Source organism: Microvirga medicaginis, from assembly GCF_052658925.1.
On record NZ_JBQWEL010000004.1, the window covers coordinates 260,018 to 278,630 of the forward strand.

The window sequence follows — 18,613 nt, forward strand, 5'->3', positions numbered from 1 at the left end:
CTGTACGTACGGGCTTACGGGGCCTACATGGGGCTTCGCCCGCGCAGGAGACCGATGACAGCCGAAATGGCGAAGAGCACGATCGCAACGAAGAAGATCAGCTTCGCAATCTCGACAGCGGTACCGGCGATACCGCCAAAACCGAACAGAGCCGCGACCAGCGCGATGATGAGAAATGTGACAGCCCAACCGAGCATGGTGTTACCTCGCAAATATTAAATCAGCTTGCAGCCGATGACGCTCAATCAACGCCAAGCGCAGCTGTGAGGTTCCGCCGAAAAAACTTAAGCATGGGGTTTCCGCAAGCTCTGGCGTAAGTAATTTTTCGGTGTCTTACGAGTATGGAACTCAGCTCTCCCATCCACGTTTTTCAAAACACTTGGGAGATATATCGATGACCCGTTCCGTTGCCCTTCGCGCGTTTGTTCTCTTCACGGTTCTTACTATGCTCGCAGGCATCACGGGCATGGCGTCGCAGGCTGAAGTTGCGGAAGTCGTGTTTCTGATCGGCGCGTCGCTTTCCGCCGTGCTGCTGTTCTTCGCTCTTACGGTGCAGGCTCCCGCTGCAATCCCCGTTCGCGTGCGTCGCCGCCGCTGAGGATCCCTTCTCATATCCAGTAAAAAGGCGGCTCGATGAGCCGCCTTCTTCGTATCAGGATTCCGTTGGGTCACCGCCGTTGGGATGCAGGATCGAACCGGTAATGTAGGACGCATCTTCACAAGCAAGAAACAGATAAGACGGCGCGACTTCGTTCGGCTGGCCTGGGCGCTTGAGGGGTGTATTCGCGCCGAAACTCTTCACCTTTTCCGCAGAGAATGTCGCCGGGATCAGCGGGGTCCAGATCGGACCCGGCGCAACGCCGTTCACGCGTATTCCCTGCTCCGCCAGCTTCTGCGCCAGCGAGCGCGTGAAGGCGACGATGGCCCCCTTGGTCGCGCTGTAATCCAGCAGCTCCGAGCTGCCGCGATAGGCCGTGACCGAGGTGGTGTTGATGATCGTGGCCCCCTTCTTCAGATGCGGCATTGCCGCCTGCGTCATGTAGAAATAGCCGAAGATATTGGTCCGGAAGGTGCGGTCGATCTGCTCGGGCGTGATCTCGGAAATCTCGCCCTTCGGATGCTGCTCCGCCGCGTTGTTGATGAGGATGTCGAGTTTGCCGAAGCGTTGAATCACCTGATCAACGACGGAACGGCAGAAGGCAGGATCGCCCACATCGCCGGCGATGGTCAGGCACGTGCCTCCTTCCCTCTCCACGAGACGCTTGGTCTCCTGCGCATCCTCGGTTTCGTCGAGATAAAGGATGGCGACATTCGCGCCTTCCCGCGCAAAGAGAACAGCCACCGCGCGTCCGATGCCGCTGTCGCCGCCCGTGATGAGAGCCGTCTTGCCTTGAAGGCGGTTGCTTCCCGGATAGCGCGGCTCGAAATCGGGCCTCGGCTTCATCTCGGTCTCATGACCGGGCTGCCGATCCTGCACCTGCGGAGGAAGCGTCTGCTTCTGTTCGGAGCTCATGGCAACATCCCTGTTGGAGAGTGATGCGGGCTCTGGTCTGATCCTTCAGAAAAAGGAGAAGCCCGCGTTGAGGCTCAACGCGGGCTCCGAAAGCGTGTTCCTGCGCCTAGAGCATCGGACAGGAAAAGTGGACTTGCACTTTTGGGATCAATCTGATGCTTCCTTTCTAAGCAGCGCATCGTTTGAGCGGAAAACCGGATCCACTTTTCGCTGACGCGGCCCTTCGGGGCCGCACGATGCGCTAGACGTGCGGAGGCTCGGCGGTGCGAGACATCCCTATATTCAAGATGTGATAGAGAATGATCGCCCCGAAGGTGGCCGTGCCGATGCCATCGAGGGTGAAGCCTGCAACGTTCAGCTTGAAATTGCCGGCGCCGAGGATCAAGGCGACTGCCACCGTGATGAGATTGCGCGGATTCGAGAAATCGACCCGGTTTTCCACCCAGATGCGGCCAGCCGTTGCGGCAATGAGGCCGAACACCACGATGGACAGACCGCCGAGCACCGGACCCGGAATGGTGCTGATGAAGGCGCCGAACTTCGGCGAGAGGCCGAGCAGCAGCGCGAATCCCGCGGCGATGACGAAGACCAGCGTGGAATAGATGCGGGTCACGGCCATCACGCCCATATTCTCTGCGTAAGTGGTCATGCCCGTGCCACCGGCGGCGCCGGAGAGCATCGTGGCCAGACCGTCGCCCATGAAGGCGCGTCCGAGATAGGGATCGAGGTTGCGGCCCGTCATCGCGCCGATGGCCTTGATGTGCCCGAGATTCTCGGCCACCAGGATGATCGCCACGGGCGCGATCAGGCTCACTGCCTTCATATTGAAGACGGGGCTCTGGAAGGACGGCAGGCCGAACCAGGCGGCCTGCCCGATCTTCGAGAAGTCGATGGGCGTTCCATAGCCCATGAGGTTCGCGAAGATGTAATAGATCAGGTAGCCAAGGGCACCACCGAGCAGGACGGGCAGACGACGCCCCATGCCCGGCGCATAGACTGCGACAACGCCCACGGACAAAGCCGTGGCGAGCGCGATCCAGCGGGCGAAGTCGGAGCCGTTTGCGTTGTCGGGCGTGATACCCGAAGCGCTGTTGATGGCGATGGGAGCCAGCACGAGACCGATGGCGGCAACAATGGCACCGGTGACGACCGGCGGCATGAGCCGCTCGATCCAGCGGTGGCCCGCCATCTGAACGACGAGGCCGATCAGGAAATAGAGCGCACCGGCCGCGATGATGCCGCCGAGCGCAACGGGAAGATTCGGGTTCGGGCTTCCGACGGTTGCGCCTGTCGCGACCAGAACGGGGCCGATGAAGGCGAAGCTCGAGCCCAGATAGCTCGGCACCCGGCCGCCGACCACGAAGAAGAAGATCAGGGTCGCGAGGCCGGAAAACAGGATGGAAACATTCGGATCGAAGCCCATCAGGATGGGCGCCAGCACCGTGGCGCCGAACATGGCCACCACATGCTGCAGGCCCACGACGACCATCTGGCCCGTCGGCAGCCTTTCGTCGGGCATGATGGTGCCTTCAGTCTTCAAGGTCCATCGAGGCAGGTAATTATCGGCCATTTATTAATCCCCCAGACAATGACGCTTGAGGCGGCACCCTAGTGCCAGGCATGGAAGAAAAGCTAGCGCCTGGAATCACTTATTAACTGCTCCAGAGCCCTGGTTTCTGGACAGGGATCCATTCGGCGGTCACATCATTTCCCGTTCACGAGCCAAAAGGGCAAGCCAAGAGGATCAACGATGCGCAAGGACCAGAACGTGCCGGAAGGTGTGGTGCACAGCCTCCGGATCGACAGCGAGTGCTTGAAGGGCAACCTCCTCGGTGATCCCACAAGGCGGCGGATCGACGTCTACGTGCCGGCAGGCCATGACGGACGGGGCCTCCCTCTCCTCGTCGACCTCGTCGGCTATACGGCGGGCGGACCCGCCCACACCAACTGGAAGAACTATGGCGAGAACGTCCCGGAGCGGCTCGACCGCCTGATCGGGACGGGCGCGATGCCCCCGGTCGTGGTGGCCTTCCCCGATTGCTTCACGCGCCTTGGCGGCAACCAATATATCGACAGTGCCGCGATGGGTGCCTGGGAGACCTTCCTCACCCGCGAGATGCTGCCCCTCGTGGAGGAGCGCTTCGGCTGCGGCGGAGACGGACGCCGGGGCGTGTTCGGCAAGAGCTCGGGCGGCTACGGCGCCCTCGTCCATGCCCTGCGCCATGGCGGCTCGGTCTGGTCGGCGGCAGCCTCCCATTCCGGCGATGTAGGCTTCGAATACCTCTATCACCTCGGCGAGTTCGCCGGCGCGCTCAGGCACCTAGCGGGTCACGGCATGTCCATCGACACGTTTTTGAACAAGTTCGAGCAGGGACCGAAGGTCAAGGACCAGGACTGGCATGTGCTGATGATCCTCGCCCAGGCCGCGAGCTTCGACCCGGACCCGAACCATTTCTGCGGCATCCGGCTGCCCGTCGATCTCCATACCTGCGAGGTCATCGAGGAACGCTGGGCCAACTGGCTGCGCTGGGACCCGCTGCGCATGGCCGACGATCCCAAGATGCAGGCCAACCTGAAGAAGCTGAAGGCCTTCTACATCGATTGCGGAGACGCCGACCAGTACAACATGGTCTATGGTTCGCGGCAGCTGCACCGGAAGCTCGAGGCTGCGGGCATCACCCACACCTATGAGGAGTTCCCCGACAATCATTCATCGGTCGATTACCGTATGGATGTGAGCCTGCCCCTTCTCGCGAGAGCTCTCGCCTGACAGCATCACGCGCCGCCCGGCTCGTCTTCGGTCGGCAGATCGCAATGATTATGGATATGCGTGGCGGCATGGGCAGCGTGAGCCATGCCGACTACGATCTGGTCGACGCCGCGCACGACATCGCCCGCTGCATAGAGCCCTTTCACGCTCGTCTGGCAGTGATCGTCGACGATCAGGCTGCCTGATTGATCTTGCTCGGCCCCGAGCGACAGGGCGAGGTCGGAGCGGTATTTCAGGCCCAGAGCCGAATAGAGCACATCGAATCGATGCTCCTTGCCGCCCACGTGAAGCGCGGTGATGCGATCGTTTTCCATATCGAGGGACTCGACAGGAGCCTCGACGACCTTGATGCCATGCTCATCGAGCCTGGCCCGCTGCTCTTCATTCAGTTCCAGATGCTGTCCGAGGGTGAGCAGGGTCACGTCGCGGGAATAGGTGCGTGCAATGAACACCGCCTCTCCGAGACCATGAGCGCCATAGGCGATGACGGCGATCTTCTGGTCCCGCGATTCATAGCCGTCACAGATGGGGCAATAGCGCACGAGACCCCGCTGCACGGCATTGGGCACGTCAGGCAGATCGGGTTCGATGTCGACCGCACCCGTGGCGAGCACCACGCGCTTCGCCGCAATCTGGCTCGTGCCGCCATCATCGTCCTCGACAAGCGCGATGAAGCGATCCGGCTGCTTGCGCAGGCCCGTCACCTTCCCGCCTCGAATGCACTTGCCATATTGCTCCAGATGGGTGCGCGCCCGGGCGAGAAGATCCTTGCCGGAAATACCGTCCGCGAACATCGGGATGTTGTGGCTGGCCGGGATGCAGGCAGCCCGCGGCGTCCCACTGTCGACGATGAGGAAGCGACGCTTGAAGCGCGCCAGATAAAGCCCCGTCGTCAGCCCGGCCGGCCCCCCGCCGACGATCAGGCAATCGAGAATGTCTCCGTTGGCTCCCATCCCGCCATGGTCCCCTTCTGTCGATCCTAGAGGGGCACAACTCCCGAGAACGACAAAAGATCACCGTGAACGGCAGGACTTTTGGCCTTAGGGCTCCCGCTTCTCGAACCTTGCGCTACACTCGCGGTCGAAAGCCAGCAGCATCTCAGGAGCATTCGATGACAGTCACGCTGTCCAACGATCATCTCAAGGCCCAGATTTCCTCACAGGGCGCGGAACTGGTCCGCCTATGCGACGAGCAGGGCCGGGATCTGCTGTGGGATGGCGATCCAGCATTCTGGACGGGACGTTCCCCCCTCCTCTTCCCGATCGTCGGCCGCTTGCGCAATGACCAAGCGCGCATCGATGGGCGCGTCTATTCCATGAAGCAGCACGGGTTTGCCCGTGCATTGGCTTTCGAGATTGTCGATGCGGCTCCAGAATTCTGCCGGTTTCGCCTGAACGCGAGCGACGCCACGCGCGAGCAGTTTCCCTTCGATTTCAGATTTGACATGACCTACCGGCTCGATGGAGGGCGACTCATCTTCGCCGCATCGATCACGAATCCGGGGAGGCGCTCCATCCCCGTGTCATTCGGCTTCCACCCGGCCCTGCGCTGGCCCCTGCCCTATGGCGGCGAGCGCGATGCGCATGAGATCCGCTTCGAGGCTGCGGAGCCGGCCGCTTTGCATATGCTGTCCGATGGATTGATCGGGGCAGCCTCGCGCCCGACGCCGGTGCAGAGTGATCGCCTGCAGCTCCACGACGATCTGTTTCAGGATGGTGCGCTCGTGTGGAGCGAACTTGCGAGCCGTCAGGTTCGCTACGGCGTTCCAGGCCATCGCTCCCTCACGGTATCTTTCCCGACCATGCCGCATCTCGGCATCTGGACGAAACCCGGCGCAGGCTATGTCTGCATCGAGCCCTGGCAGGGCTATGCCGATCCTGACGGGTTCGAAGGCGAATTCAAGGACAAGCCCGGCATCGTGATGATCCCTGCCGGTGAAAGCCGCGACTTTTCGATGGGGATCCAAGTCGATCCGCCGAGTGTTGTCTGAGAACGCGGGATCGCTCCAACAAAAAGGCTCCGGTCCTGAGCAAGACCGGAACCGCTGACCAAGTCGTAATTGGAGGCCGCCTTAGCGTCCGTAGATATCCTCGACGCGAATGATGTCATCCTCTCCCGTATAGCTACCGACCTGAACCTCGATCACCTCAAGCGGAATGCAGCCTGGATTGACGAGGCGGTGCATGGAGCCGATCGGGATGTAGATGGACTCGTTCTCGTGCACGAGAGACACGTTCTCGTTCACGGTCACTTCGGCCGTGCCCTTCACAACCACCCAGTGCTCCGCGCGATGGTGATGCTTCTGCAGAGAAAGGCGTCCACCCGGCTTCACCATGATGCGTTTCACCTGGAAGCGGGAGCCGTGGTCGATGCGCTGGTACCAGCCCCATGGACGGTACATGCGGATGTGTTCGCTGGCCTCGGGGCGCTGCTTGGCGCGCATGGAGACCACCAGGTCCTTCACCATCTCGGAGCGGCTGCGCGACGTCACCAACACCGCATCGGGCTTGGCCACGACGACGATGTCTTCGAGGCCTACGACCGTGGTGAGAATGTCGTCGCTGTGAATGAGGCTGTTGCGAGCCTCAACCACTTCAACGTTGCCGCGCAGGACATTGCCGGCCTCATCCTGCCGGGACGCATCCCATAGGGCACCCCATGTGCCGATATCGGACCAGGAGAACGAAACCGGCAGAACGCCCGCCCGCTCGGTTCGCTCCATGACAGCGTAATCGATCGAGATCTTCGGGGCCTTTTTGAAGGCGTCCTCGTTGAGGCGAATGAAGTCGAGGTCGATCGCTGCGGTTTCGAGAGCCTCCCGAGCGGCAGCGAGGATCTCGGGCTGAAAGCGCTCAAGCTCCTCGATCATCACGTCGGCGCGAAACAGGAAGTTCCCGCTGTTCCAAAGGAAGCCTTGGTCGGTGTAGCTCTGTGCCGTTGTGGCATTCGGCTTCTCGACGAAGCGATCGACGCGGAAGGCATCCGTGCCTTTGATCGGGTTACCGAGCTGGATGTAGCCATAGCTGGTCGCAGGATGTTGCGGCACCACGCCCAGGGTCATGATGTACCCCTGGCTCGCGGATTCGAGAGCCGCCTCGCATGACGCAACGAAAGCTGCGGGATCATCGATTACGTGGTCGGCCGCGACGACGAGCACGACCGTATCAGGACTGTGGCGGGCGGCATGGCAGGCAGCAACCGCAATCGCGGCGGCGGTGTCACGCTGGATGGGCTCGAGAATGATGTCGGCCTCGGCGCTGATCTGTGCCAACTGCGCGGCGACGATGAAGCGGACATCGTTGCTGGAAATGATCGTCGGGTGAAGGAAAACGTGCGGCGCTGTGACGCGCTGAACGGTGCTTTGGAATGTGGAGTAGTCGCCTAGCAACTTTATGAATTGCTTGGGCATCCTGTCCCGGGAAGCCGGCCAGAGGCGGCTCCCTAAGCCGCCGCATAGGATGACGGGCAGAATGGATTTGTCGCCCTCGTTCATATCCGGCCCTCCTAGAGGGATAATGTTTCATAATCGCAATCTACAGGCCGGAAGTGCTAAAAGAAACAGTCATTAATCGGATTGAGAGGGCCACGAGGCCTGATCAGGGCGCTTGGCTCCGTACCAAGAGGCAGTTGGGTTCGTTCTGCCAAAATCTGTCTGTCTGTTCCGGAAGAGCCTCATGGCAGAAGAGCCTCATGGCACTTGAGATCACGCAGCGGAAATATTGAGTCGGCGGATGATGGTGGAGGTTGAGCCAGCCATGATGACGTGCTGGCGCAGTTCGGATAGATCTAGGCCAACGAGATATCGGCCCTGACCTCCAGGAACGAACGAGTGCCTCGTTCGGCTTGAGGATCGGACAGCGATGGTCATCGAAGCGGGCCGAGCCCGGGCTGCCGTTCTCATGGAAGCGCAGCATCAGCTTCACGGCCGCGGAAGAAATCTCGTCAAAGCGTAGCACCGCCTGCTGAATTGAGACTCCCCCTACTACCGTACCGTACGCTCGATCCGCTCACGCAAGTCTCGGAGTAGAGGAACTGGCGGATGCGGCGCGACACGGCCGATAACAACCAGCTCTAGGTAATTATCTCTTCCGATTCCACGCGACTGCTAACCGCTCCAAAGCTCACTCCCCGCATCAATTCGACAGCTTAGTAGAGGGTACTTTCACGAAAAGCGCTTTCTCTAAGAAGGGAGATAATGTCTTCGCGAACGTTGATGTCATGTGATGTATATCACGATAAACCAGTACGCCTCCGAGTGCGACGGGGCATACCCGTCCGTCGCAGAAATTTTGAGTGAAATCAAGTAGTTCAACCTTTTCCATCTCGGATGCAATTACAATTGCGTCATGCACCAATGCCTCAGATTGAACTGCGACACAGTCCTCCTTCCAGCTGCTGCTGGTTACTAGACATTTTTCAGGCCTTTTCCCAAACCATGGCGTCGGGCGGATCACTCGCAGATCAATGCCAATGCTTTTTACAGCCCTCCACGCAGACGCCATCCCTTCTGCCACTTGTTGATCATCCTCAGCAGTTCTTTCTTTTGAGGCTTGATATCGTGGATATTGGGCGACCAGGACAATGTCCGGCTTTTCCGTCTTTAGCCAGTCGATAATATTCTTCGACCACTCGACACACGAGCTATACTTATCTTTTAGTGCATCAATATAGATGGCATTCAGTGAGAATGCGCAACTCGTCTTCGCCACTCCACGGAAGAAAATGGGTCGACGCTTAACAATCTCCTGAAAGGCCGGAAACCATTGAGCCGCATGAGAGTCACCAATCAGGACCACTTTGTAGTTGCTTGCAGGATCTCCATAGTCACATGATTTGAGGCTGGTTTCCTTAAGGTTGTGATAGCAGCCTTCCTTGTATGCTGATGGAATATCGGCCCGTGCTCTCTCCGGCGGCGGGATAACTGCAGTAATATCCTGCGAAGCCCAGTCATAATCTGGAATCGTAAGAGCAGCCGCTCCAACCGGAGCATTCACTGCTGCTGTGATGGAAGTTTCCAAATTCTTGAAGGTCAGATGCACCGCCCCAGCCGCTAAAAGAGCGCTACCAATACAACCGGTTGCGAGCCCAATAGCGCGAGCTCCCGTGTACTTCGGCCTGCGGAATACATCCTCGACCAAGCTCTTCGTCGCATGCGCTAGAAGACAGGAGAGCACAATTATGCCCATGCCGTCTGCTAGACCGACCTCACGATTAGTAACCTGCTCATAAAAAAACAACACAGGCCAATGCCAAAGGTACAGCGAGTACGATATATCGCCAAAGTACCGGAGACCCCGACTTCTGAGGAGGGCAACAGGAGACCAACGGGAGTGCGTCTCGCCCGAGATTATTATGAGCGCCGCACTGCAAGTTGGTAGAAGAGCGGCGTATCCAGGAAACTTAGTACTATTCGAATAGGTGATACATGACACTAGAATACCGACAAGGCCAATCTCCCCAATTACGCGCCGCAGGTTCGCAGAAAGAAAGCCATTCCCGTCATGGAAAAGCGCAAGTGCACCCCCAAGCGTAAGTTCCCACACACGTGTCGATGTAGCGAAGTAGGCAAGACTCGGATCAAGTGGAGTAAGATAGATCGAATGCAGGAGCGAGAGGAGGCCAATTCCCCCTGCTATGCAGGTCAACACAGAGTGTGAGTTGTCAGCTGAAGGTCTTGCTAGTCGTATCGCGAACGACAAAGCCAGCGGCCACACGATATAGTATTGTTCTTCGACGGATAATGACCAGAAGTGCTTTAATGGTCCAATGGCATTGTCGGCGGCGAGATAATCAACGGCTTGAGCCGCGAGAATCCAATTCTGAAAATAAAGTGCACTCGCGGCAATGCTCGTCGCTATGTCAAGCCATTGAGTCCTTGGGATCAGTGGCAAGCACAAGGCAACAACAAGCAAGACGAGACTAGACGCAGGTAAAAGCCGCCTGATCCTGCGTGCATAAAAGCCCGCGATGTTGATGCGACCGGTGGTTTCTACCTCTTTCAACAACGAAGCCGTAATGAGATAGCCCGAAATTACGAAAAAGACGTCAACCCCAACATAGCCACCTGGCACGAAGGCAGGCCAGATATGATACACCAATACCGCTGCAACCGCGACGGCCCTAAGTCCTTGGATCTGGGGCCTGAAGCCGATGGTGATCATGTGTCGTCTTCCAATTCAATCTGCAATCGCTTGGCGGTTGGGAAGATGGCTATCTCCGGCTTCAGGCCTCAACCTTGCATTTTACTCTGGAGTAGCGGTCTTTCCGTGAGCCACCGCAATGCTCGAGCCGCATGCGACTGCACCAAAATTTGACGCAGCTTCGCGATGATGAACTCCAGACTGAACCTACCCCTCGGTTATCTACCGTATAAACACGCTCAAGAGCGTGTTGCCGCCCAGCGCGCGGCTATAAGGCTAGCGCCCTGAGTTTTGCCTCGTCTTCCCGATGCTTGCGATATGACGTTTAAAGGCCGAGTGATCAACGGCGAAGTTTCCAGTCACCCTCTTGCCTGGAGGCACATCCGATACCACGACCGACCCAATCGTAATCAAGGCCCCGGCGCCAATAGTAACGCCGTTTGATACCGTAGCATTTGGGCCGATGTAAGCTTTCTCCCCAAGAGTTACGCGACCACTTAGCATCGAACAGGCCGTCATCTTCACGCCTCGTCCGAGCACGCAGTCGTGAGCAACATGAACAAGATTATCAAAGGAACAGAAATCACCTATTTCGGTCCATGTTGCAAACGTACTGCGTGCAACCGTGACTCCGGCAAGAAACACGCAACCCTGCCCAACTCTTACTCCGCCGACCTGATCAAGAAGTTGGGGCACGCCATCAATCTCAGCCATCTCATAGGCCGAAGAACCAATGACAGTATTGGGGCCTACGATGGTCCCCTCCCCCAGAACCACCCGCTCCATGATGGAGGCATGGGGGCCGATCACACAACCAGGGCCAATGATGACGTCACTTTCGGCAACATAAGCTGTCGGATGGATCTTGGCAGAAGGATCGATACGTGATGAGAACGACTCCCAAAAATGATCTTTCGTGTTTGCAAGGTGCCTGTGGAGTTTGTAGGCCGCTTCAAGCGGCTTGTTGCTTATGGCACAACCGAGATGGCCTGGAATCTGCTCGAGCAGATCCGGTGGGCAAATGACGCCGGCCACACCATCGATGCCCCTCAGTAATTCAGGAAGAAACTTTGAGCTTCCAACCGGCACCAGTTTGTTCGACAGACGCGTAGGAATCTTGCCGACACCGTAAAAGGAGCAATCGCGCACGATACAATCGAAATTGTTGCTAAAGGAACTAAGCCTGATAGTCGACTGCTTAAACATGCATCGCCCCCTTTACGAGCAGCTTATAATAACTATCCTATAGTCGGACGACTTGAGCTAGCCAAAAATAAAACGGTGTCAAGAGTCTCCTTGCGGCACCTAACAGAGCAAATTTACGTCTTTTACTCAGGATCTGCCTAACACCGCCTCCAATAGCTTTAGGACAGATTTGATCAACGATCACGCCCCTTCTCATTGTCGCTCGAGCATGCCGGCTTTTCAGAGATCGGACCAGATAAACGGCGAACCTAGGGAGACCACAATAAAGGATCTGCTTGGCTTAGAGGAAGGGGTGTTACCCGCTCCTATGTACGAGACCCAACTCACGTTCCATCGTCTGGCGCTGAGAAACGACCTTTCTCTGCTTGAGCTCGAACAAGGAAATTGGTGCTTCGCTCCAAGGATCCGCATCAACAAGGACCGCTCGGGGAAGCAATTCGGCACTTGGGAAGTTCTCCCATAGGACCTCGTTAGGACCAAGGCTGGTAATTTCGTCGATCCCAGCCACTTCTGCCCCATCCTTCCCAATAGTAATCAGGCGTTGATCTCGATAGACCCACCGCACCGTTCCATTGAGAAGCATACTCATTACAGCAGCAAACCTTGCATCATCTTCCTGTGCACCCCAGGCCTCCTCATCGTAGCAAAGCCCAATCTGATGCTTCTGCGCAGCAATTTTGCGAAGGAACGCCTGCACCTCACCGGAGAGAATATTATAGATACTTGAATCGACGCGCAGAATAAAAGTAACAGATTGTCCAGCTTCGGCGTGGATCTCTGCCAGATTGGCAGCCGCCGACAAATTGCTACTCACTAGATAGACGATCGCTAGTTCATTGGGACCAGGCTCTCCGCTGCCCAATGGAACGATTCTGATGCCATTATCAGCTAGCTGACCAAGCCCATTGCGCAGTGCCGAATATGTAAATTTAGACCTGTCCTCAGGCTGCGGAATTGCAAAGAAGTCACCAAGCGGATGCCACGCACCTTCTTCTCGAGGACGATCGAGATATCGGAGGATCTCCCACCCGATACGCTCCGATGCCCGCCCATTGCCGAACAGTCCGTCAGGCCGTGCACCACTTGGTTTGAAATCAGTGATCGCCTGAAGTAGCTCCTCGCCGCTCCCCGGAATAACCTTCGCCCACCCAGCCTCTACGATTTCGTTCCATCCAGAGTTAGGCAACGGGATGATCCCAGGCTTGCCCGCGAAGAAGGCCTCCCTCGCCAGCCCCCCGGAATCCGTGATGCAGACCCGGCAATCCAGAAGAACGGTTAGAATATCGAAATAGCTAAGGGGATCTATGATTTTCAGAGAACCCGAAGGTTGCCATTCCCATTGCGAGAGGAGATTACGCACCCGTGGATGGATAGGCAGAAGTACAGGCAACGGCGCTCGATCAAGTGCGGAAAGCAGATCCAGAAGTCTTGATTTCTCTGTAGTATTTTCCGCTCGGTGCAGTGTGGCCAACGCGTATTCTTCAGGGGCCAAACCCAAATCTTTTATGGAGATTGTCTCAACGTGCTTGAGTTGGGACTGCGCCCAGCAGAATAGGTCGTACATGGGATCGCCGGCCCACACCACCCGTTCAGCAGCGAAACCCTCCCGAAGAAGGTATTGCTGAGCTTTTTCCGTCGATGTCAGACAGAGCCAAGCAAGTTCGTCTGTTACAATTCGATTGACTTCCTCGGGGGCTCGGAACCTGCGAAAATTACGCTCCCCTGCTTCAACGTGAAAGAGAGGAATATGGAGGTGCGCTGCTGCCAGCGCCGCGGCAATGGTAGAATTTGTATCGCCATAAACCAAGACACCATCGGGCCTCTGCTCCTCGAAGATTTCCCGAAGTAGCGGCAACATGGCGCCGATCTGATCAATGATCGGCCCAGATCCGATCTTCAGATTGTAGTCAGGACTTGGCAGCCCAAGCTGATGAAAAAATATATCACTCAACTGCTGATCATAGTGCTGACCCGTATGGACGAGGCAATTGCTAAGCTGCTTATCAATCCCGGCCTGCGCCCACTGCTTCGCAACAATCGCAGCTTTCACAAACTGAGGTCTGTTTCCTACAACGGTTATGATTTTTTTCATGTAATGAACCTTGCTGGACGCGGGTAGGGCCTTGCTGTATAGCCGCACGATATAATCTGTATAGCCCCGGAGATCAAAGGGAACAGCATGTCTAGTCGCCTTGTCCGTTTATATAGAGATCTCAGCCATCCTAAGCGGAAAACGGTTGTGTTCTCTCTGGTCGCAAACGCAGGAACCGTCGATGGGCGGGTGATGAAGCAGGCGGCGACACTCCGTGATTCTGGGTACGACGTATGGTTGTATGGACTGCTAGTGCCTGGCTCTGCAGAGTCGGAACAAGCCCACGGCATCAATGTACGCCGAATTCCCTATTTCGATTCAAAGAAAGTTTCATCGAGAATAAAAGCGACTGCATTGAGTGTCTTTGGACGCAATCAGGACCTTATAGATCAAACAGACAAGGCTCTCAGGGAAGCGAACGCCCGCAAGCAAGAACTAGCCAACTGGTTAAACGAGAAACGTGAGCGTGTCTATTACGAGGCAGCAAATAAAGCAACAGGGCATTTTCTAAAAAAGAAGTATAAGAGCAAAAAACAAGAACTTAAAAATCTTGTTGCGGAACTTGAGGCCGCAAAAGGAAGCGTTTTCTATTATCGTTATTATCAATTTGCTGAAAATCTAATCAGCCACAGATTCGAAACTCTGCCAGATATTATCCATGCTCACGACCTGATGGCTCTGCCTGGCGCCGTCGCCCTATCGAAACTCACGGGCGCAAAAGTCATTTTTGACGCGCACGAGATCGAAACAGAGCGCACCCCGCCGCTGCCAGCAGACAGGAAGCAGTTCATAAAAGAACTGGAAGAGGATCTCTTCCAACATATCGACGAAATGGTCGTCTGCTGTGACAGCGCTGCAGACTTTTACTTCGATATCTTCAAGAAGAAGCGCCCTATCCTGGTCATGAATGCGCCCGACAACCGCTTCCTGACCAACACAGCGCCTCCTGGCCACGACATTCGCAGCCAAAGCGGCCTCAGCGCCGAGACACCGCTCATAGTGTACACAGGGGCAGTTGGCCTGGAGGCACGAGGCGTCGATAAGATCGTACAGTCTCTCCGTTATCTGCCCGGCTATCACCTTGCCATTCAAGGTCCAAGAAAGGACAAGTTCGACAGCTGGCTCCGAGCGATCGCTGAAGAAGAAGGTTGCCTTGACCGCGTACACTTTCTTCAATCTGTTCCCCAAGACATTCTCGTCGACACATTGCGAACTGGGGATGTTGGTGTCTGCGCGTTCCAAGACGTTTCGCTTAATCATCGGTACGCTCTGCCGAACAAATTGTTTGAGATGGCTTTTGCAGATCTACCTCTTTGCCTTTCGAACTTAGTTGAAATGAGCAAGTTCATCCAACGTGTCGGCAATGGTGTTTGCATGGATGAGACAAACCCAAGCGCCATCGCCGAAGCAATTAGGCATGTTTACGAGAACAGGCAGCGCTATACTCTGTCGCCCAGCGGTAAAGAAGCGCTAAGCCGAGAGTACTCTTGGGCAACTCAAGCCCGCCGCTTGCAGGAAATGTATGCGAAACTGGGGCGCCCCATCGCGTTCCCCAAACTCATGGCCTAAAGCGCTTCCGTGAGGACGAAATCAAGGAATTGCAATCGGGTGCAGTCAGGAAACCAGCGGCTTGCCATGGCTTTCGCCATGGCATCGAGAACACCTAATTGAACTGGGGTGCCCCGATTGGTTTGGCCTGACCAACCGTCTTGCGCCTGACACTCTCTGGGCATCCTCCAGTCCCTTCCCCTGCCGATAAACCGGCCAACCGATCATATACTGGGGCATCGATCGCCGGAGAAATTGCGGCAATACCATGAAAACCCCTGACACGACTAAACCGCTTTCACCGTCTTGCCATTCGCTATGAGCGTCGCCCCGACATCCGTCTGGCATTCACGGCACTCAGATGCAGGCTCGTCCGCCTCAATCAATGCAAGCAACTCTCTTAGGACGCGGCAGATCTCGTGCTTTATCGCGCGCTGAGCTTACTTAAATAGCTTTCTGGACAAGAATCGCACCATGGAACGTACTGCGGCTGCCATTCCATCATTCTTGTTCACGTATTTGAATTTTGTGACATTTTCCAGAAGAGCGGGGGGCAGAATAGAAAGCCAACCCGACCCCGACCTTAGGCTTGCTTGATACTCGAGCAAGCGCTGAACGGTTCGAGCGTCGACCGGTTTCGGCGCAAGCATCATGTCCTGATAGTGGCTTACGAGGAGCGGCATCACAGCCTCCGCACTATGCGTCTGCTCGAACCACTCCCGGCCCGCACGCGCCATCTGCTCCCGCGAATGCCGCTGCGTAATGTGTTGGCGAAGAACATCGATGATGGTCTCTGGATCCGCGTTCGCCAAAGGCAGCGGATCTGCACCGAAAGTGTGGATCAGGTCGGGCCGGATATATGAAATGACTGTACGCCCTAATGCAAAGCCTTCGACAGCTAAAACTCCGTACCAACCGATTCGAAGCTGATCAATTAGGATGTCAGCGTCGGCGATTGCACTGAGTGCCTCTGCGTTGGAGCGCCCTTCTATCAACCTGAACTCAAATGCATGTCCCTCACGCTTTAACTGCTCAACTGCGGCCAGAACAAAATCCGTACCCTTTACGCCTCGACGCGACGGCGCATGCAGCACGACAGGATTCTCTCCTCTCAGAGGCCGAGCCTTGACCGTCTCTGGAGGCTGAACGTAACGAGGAATAACGATGCTTCCCGGCACGTAACTTTGGAGTTCTGGATCAGTTACGAACACACGATCGGCAATCGCTGAAATATAGTTGATGTAGGCCTCTTGTGAGGACTCATTGAATTTCTTGAATAAACGGTCTGGGTCCTCATCGGCATAGTGAAATCTATTTGTCGCCCGGAAAAGCGACGGCTTTCTAACTTCGCTTCCACGGAAGTGAAAACATACCCGCTTGCCTGCCGCTTTGAGGAGAACCAGATCTAACAAAGCAGGAAAGTAGAATTCATTGGGATTCCAGTAGAAAAAAGGCCTCATATGCAGATGAAAAATATCGTAACTATCGACAATTTCTGCTAAATACCTACCAATCGAGACCCAGTCCGACAACGAACAATTGATGACATCATCAGCGGCGTAAGAAAAGTGATTGTCTCCGATGATGATGCTTCGTGCATCGACGCCATATTGTCGCAGCCCTTTGGCCAGTGCCGCAGGCTGACCCGCCGACCCGGTTATGCCTTGAAAAACTCGCAACCTGACCACTTTGGGCATCCACCTGTTCTGACGCCAAGGGCGTTTAAAGAAGAGGCACTTGTTTAGCAACACATCCCGAAGGGACCTGATCCGCAGGAGAAAGCGCCCAGCCTCAACCATGCCCTACCAAGCGGGCAGATTTGCAAGCCCCCCCCCCTCTGAACCGGTATTGTGACCCGATTCATAGTCGTGATAAGCGTCCGGCTCATCTTAAGGCAGAGGATTAATGAATAGACGAGACCGCGCCCTGGTTCTGGCCACTGTAGCCAATAACAAGCTGAACGTGGCGCTCCACACGGTTGCCGGAATTGCGTTGATCGGCTCATCGGTCGGTTTCTCGGCCATGATAGCGCTGTATTTCGGCTTTGATGTTCTTGGCATGAAAGACCGCTCAGGCCTTAGCGCTCTCGCGGAGAACAAAGTCTATGCTATCTCCGCGGCCATTGTGTTCGCATTGATCTCGCTCGTGGCACGCGCCGGACAGACACTTATTGAAGCCAAGGTCACGGTGGAACGGGAGCGATGGTTCGCAGAGGAGTTGAGGGCCTCGCCGGCGGCCAAATTGGTCCAGGGGAATATCGCACGCGCCTCGAACTATTATGGGCGCCTCTCGAACGTCAGCATGCGAACGGTGAGCATTGTCTGCGTCCTCGTTGTCAGTCTCATCGGTCTCATCATTCATCTCCCGCCACATTATGGCACGATAGGAGTCGGAGTAGTTCTTACCTGCTTTGTTGGGCTCTATGGTATAATGAAAACCCTTACGGGCAGGATTACGGACGCAACGCATGGGCTGTTTCAGCATGCAAAAGAAGCAGGAGCCTGGAAACTCAACAGCAAAAATGCGCACACCGAAGAGGTTGACCTTTATTATAAATCGTATCAAAACCGCTTGATATTATCCTCTTCTTTCAGTTTCGCACCTCTCTTCTTTGCACTTGTGTTTTCTATATTCATTCTATTAATGCACGAATCAAAGGCAATTGACGTTGATTTCGGTGAGGTTTTTATCGTTTTTGCCCTGCTGCGGGCATACCTTGCTTTGGTCAGCAGTTTCTTTACGGGCTTGCTTCAGAGCGCTGCGTTCCTGCCTGCAGTGAAACCATACGCGGCCTTCATTCAGGGGCTGTCGCTTCCTCAAGAAAGCCAGAGTGTGACAGACGCGAAATATCTGGCCGAAGAGCCTGTCCTGGAGGAGGACTCGATGGGAGAGATCTGAAAAGAAGTCGGACGCATCCTTCAATAATGCCTGAAAAGGGAACAATACCGCTCTAGCGCGTTCCTCCCGTCTCGTTGCCGTCCACTGGCCCTGGACATAGGGCTTCGTCCCTCCGCCCATTTAACAAGAATATTGACCACTGGCCTCATTCGTGGGAAAGGCCTGCCCCGCTACAGGGATACATTAAGATGTTACAAAGGAATACGATATCTGATGCCGCCGCCCGCCTGAAGGTGGCGATACATGACCGTACTGCGGTCGTCGGGATTGTAGGCTTGGGCTATGTTGGTATCCCGTTGGCTTTGACTGCCGCAAAGGCAGGCTTCAACGTCCTCGGTTTTGATATCGATGCCCCACGTGTCGACCAGATCAACCTGGGCAAGAGCCTCATCAAGCACATCTCCTCCGAAGCCGTTTCCGAGGCTGTCGACAGCGGCAAATTCCAG

Annotated in this window: 15 protein-coding genes; 6 read left to right on the forward strand and 9 right to left on the reverse strand. The window is 56.1% G+C overall.

From position 1 onward, the window contains the following. Nucleotides 1–23 precede the first annotated feature (23 nt). Complete coding sequence (locus ACUXUR_RS08505; RefSeq protein WP_009494036.1) at nucleotides 24–197, reverse strand: DUF1328 domain-containing protein; 174 nt, start codon at nucleotides 195–197, stop codon at nucleotides 24–26. A 197-nt stretch (nucleotides 198–394) separates the two neighbouring features. Here ACUXUR_RS08505 and ACUXUR_RS08510 point away from each other — a divergent pair, with 197 nt between their 5' ends. Continuing rightward, nucleotides 395–598, forward strand: a complete 204-nt coding sequence (locus ACUXUR_RS08510) for a hypothetical protein (protein WP_445501910.1) — start codon at nucleotides 395–397, stop codon at nucleotides 596–598. 54 nt (nucleotides 599–652) lie between these two features. Here ACUXUR_RS08510 and ACUXUR_RS08515 read toward each other — a convergent pair whose 3' ends face one another. After that, nucleotides 653–1,513 carry an SDR family oxidoreductase gene (locus tag ACUXUR_RS08515; protein ID WP_445501911.1) on the reverse strand — a complete coding sequence of 287 codons (861 nt, stop codon included), beginning with the start codon at nucleotides 1,511–1,513 and terminating at the stop codon, nucleotides 653–655. Between the two features lie 241 nt (nucleotides 1,514–1,754). Next, entirely contained in the window at nucleotides 1,755–3,083 is a 1,329-nt protein-coding gene (locus tag ACUXUR_RS08520) for a solute carrier family 23 protein (protein WP_445501912.1), read from the reverse strand. Between the two features lie 180 nt (nucleotides 3,084–3,263). Here ACUXUR_RS08520 and ACUXUR_RS08525 point away from each other — a divergent pair, with 180 nt between their 5' ends. Continuing rightward, complete coding sequence (locus ACUXUR_RS08525; protein WP_445501913.1) at nucleotides 3,264–4,283, forward strand: alpha/beta hydrolase; 1,020 nt, start codon at nucleotides 3,264–3,266, stop codon at nucleotides 4,281–4,283. A gap of 5 nt (nucleotides 4,284–4,288) precedes the next feature. On the opposite strand, the gene ACUXUR_RS08530 is transcribed toward ACUXUR_RS08525, so the two are convergent. Further along, the gene (locus tag ACUXUR_RS08530) at nucleotides 4,289–5,236 is read right to left on the reverse strand and encodes an NAD(P)/FAD-dependent oxidoreductase (protein ID WP_445501914.1); all 948 of its coding nucleotides are present in this window, start codon (nucleotides 5,234–5,236) and stop codon (nucleotides 4,289–4,291) included. Between the two features lie 158 nt (nucleotides 5,237–5,394). Between ACUXUR_RS08530 and ACUXUR_RS08535 the strand changes: the two genes are divergently transcribed. After that, the gene (locus tag ACUXUR_RS08535) at nucleotides 5,395–6,273 is read left to right on the forward strand and encodes an aldose 1-epimerase family protein (protein ID WP_445501915.1); all 879 of its coding nucleotides are present in this window, start codon (nucleotides 5,395–5,397) and stop codon (nucleotides 6,271–6,273) included. Nucleotides 6,274–6,354: 81 nt separating this feature from the next. On the opposite strand, the gene ACUXUR_RS08540 is transcribed toward ACUXUR_RS08535, so the two are convergent. The 4 genes from ACUXUR_RS08540 to ACUXUR_RS08555 all read right to left on the reverse strand — a co-directional run bounded on the left by ACUXUR_RS08540 (nucleotide 6,355) and on the right by ACUXUR_RS08555 (nucleotide 13,721). Then, nucleotides 6,355–7,776 carry a mannose-1-phosphate guanylyltransferase/mannose-6-phosphate isomerase gene (locus ACUXUR_RS08540; protein WP_445501916.1) on the reverse strand — a complete coding sequence of 474 codons (1,422 nt, stop codon included), beginning with the start codon at nucleotides 7,774–7,776 and terminating at the stop codon, nucleotides 6,355–6,357. 640 nt (nucleotides 7,777–8,416) lie between these two features. Next, nucleotides 8,417–10,444: an acyltransferase family protein gene (locus tag ACUXUR_RS08545; protein WP_445501917.1), complete on the reverse strand. Its 2,028-nt coding sequence runs from the start codon at nucleotides 10,442–10,444 to the stop codon at nucleotides 8,417–8,419. A gap of 255 nt (nucleotides 10,445–10,699) precedes the next feature. Continuing rightward, nucleotides 10,700–11,629 carry an LbetaH domain-containing protein gene (locus ACUXUR_RS08550; RefSeq protein ID WP_445501918.1) on the reverse strand — a complete coding sequence of 310 codons (930 nt, stop codon included), beginning with the start codon at nucleotides 11,627–11,629 and terminating at the stop codon, nucleotides 10,700–10,702. Nucleotides 11,630–11,924: 295 nt separating this feature from the next. Continuing rightward, the gene (locus tag ACUXUR_RS08555; RefSeq protein WP_445501919.1) at nucleotides 11,925–13,721 is read right to left on the reverse strand and encodes a UDP-N-acetyl glucosamine 2-epimerase; all 1,797 of its coding nucleotides are present in this window, start codon (nucleotides 13,719–13,721) and stop codon (nucleotides 11,925–11,927) included. A 147-nt stretch (nucleotides 13,722–13,868) separates the two neighbouring features. Between ACUXUR_RS08555 and ACUXUR_RS08560 the strand changes: the two genes are divergently transcribed. Next, nucleotides 13,869–15,290 (forward strand): glycosyltransferase, encoded by a 1,422-nt coding sequence (locus ACUXUR_RS08560; RefSeq protein WP_445501920.1) that lies wholly within the window; start codon nucleotides 13,869–13,871, stop codon nucleotides 15,288–15,290. Nucleotides 15,291–15,709: 419 nt separating this feature from the next. Here the strand turns inward: ACUXUR_RS08560 and ACUXUR_RS08565 are convergent, their stop codons facing one another. Beyond that, nucleotides 15,710–16,966 (reverse strand): glycosyltransferase family protein, encoded by a 1,257-nt coding sequence (locus ACUXUR_RS08565; RefSeq protein WP_445501921.1) that lies wholly within the window; start codon nucleotides 16,964–16,966, stop codon nucleotides 15,710–15,712. A gap of 208 nt (nucleotides 16,967–17,174) precedes the next feature. Between ACUXUR_RS08565 and ACUXUR_RS08570 the strand changes: the two genes are divergently transcribed. Further along, nucleotides 17,175–18,167 (forward strand): hypothetical protein, encoded by a 993-nt coding sequence (locus ACUXUR_RS08570; protein WP_445501922.1) that lies wholly within the window; start codon nucleotides 17,175–17,177, stop codon nucleotides 18,165–18,167. 188 nt (nucleotides 18,168–18,355) lie between these two features. Next, the coding region (locus ACUXUR_RS08575; RefSeq protein ID WP_445501923.1) for an NAD(P)-binding domain-containing protein at nucleotides 18,356–18,613 on the forward strand (258 nt) is incomplete at its 3' end.

What these genes read in the sequence shown, in the direction of transcription:
- ACUXUR_RS08525 (WP_445501913.1), top strand. Translation starts at nt 3,264, where the DNA reads ATGCGCAAGGACCAGAACGTGCCGGAAGGTGTGGTGCACAGCCTCCGG.
- ACUXUR_RS08570 (WP_445501922.1), top strand. Translation starts at nt 17,175, where the DNA reads ATGAATAGACGAGACCGCGCCCTGGTTCTGGCCACTGTAGCCAATAAC.
- ACUXUR_RS08540 (WP_445501916.1), bottom strand. Translation starts at nt 7,776, where the DNA reads ATGAACGAGGGCGACAAATCCATTCTGCCCGTCATCCTATGCGGCGGC.
- ACUXUR_RS08550 (WP_445501918.1), bottom strand. Translation starts at nt 11,629, where the DNA reads ATGTTTAAGCAGTCGACTATCAGGCTTAGTTCCTTTAGCAACAATTTC.
- ACUXUR_RS08565 (WP_445501921.1), bottom strand. Translation starts at nt 16,966, where the DNA reads ATGCCCAAAGTGGTCAGGTTGCGAGTTTTTCAAGGCATAACCGGGTCG.
- ACUXUR_RS08510 (WP_445501910.1), top strand. Translation starts at nt 395, where the DNA reads ATGACCCGTTCCGTTGCCCTTCGCGCGTTTGTTCTCTTCACGGTTCTT.
- ACUXUR_RS08545 (WP_445501917.1), bottom strand. Translation starts at nt 10,444, where the DNA reads ATGATCACCATCGGCTTCAGGCCCCAGATCCAAGGACTTAGGGCCGTC.
- ACUXUR_RS08520 (WP_445501912.1), bottom strand. Translation starts at nt 3,083, where the DNA reads ATGGCCGATAATTACCTGCCTCGATGGACCTTGAAGACTGAAGGCACC.
- ACUXUR_RS08555 (WP_445501919.1), bottom strand. Translation starts at nt 13,721, where the DNA reads ATGAAAAAAATCATAACCGTTGTAGGAAACAGACCTCAGTTTGTGAAA.
- ACUXUR_RS08530 (WP_445501914.1), bottom strand. Translation starts at nt 5,236, where the DNA reads ATGGGAGCCAACGGAGACATTCTCGATTGCCTGATCGTCGGCGGGGGG.
- ACUXUR_RS08535 (WP_445501915.1), top strand. Translation starts at nt 5,395, where the DNA reads ATGACAGTCACGCTGTCCAACGATCATCTCAAGGCCCAGATTTCCTCA.
- ACUXUR_RS08515 (WP_445501911.1), bottom strand. Translation starts at nt 1,513, where the DNA reads ATGAGCTCCGAACAGAAGCAGACGCTTCCTCCGCAGGTGCAGGATCGG.
- ACUXUR_RS08505 (WP_009494036.1), bottom strand. Translation starts at nt 197, where the DNA reads ATGCTCGGTTGGGCTGTCACATTTCTCATCATCGCGCTGGTCGCGGCT.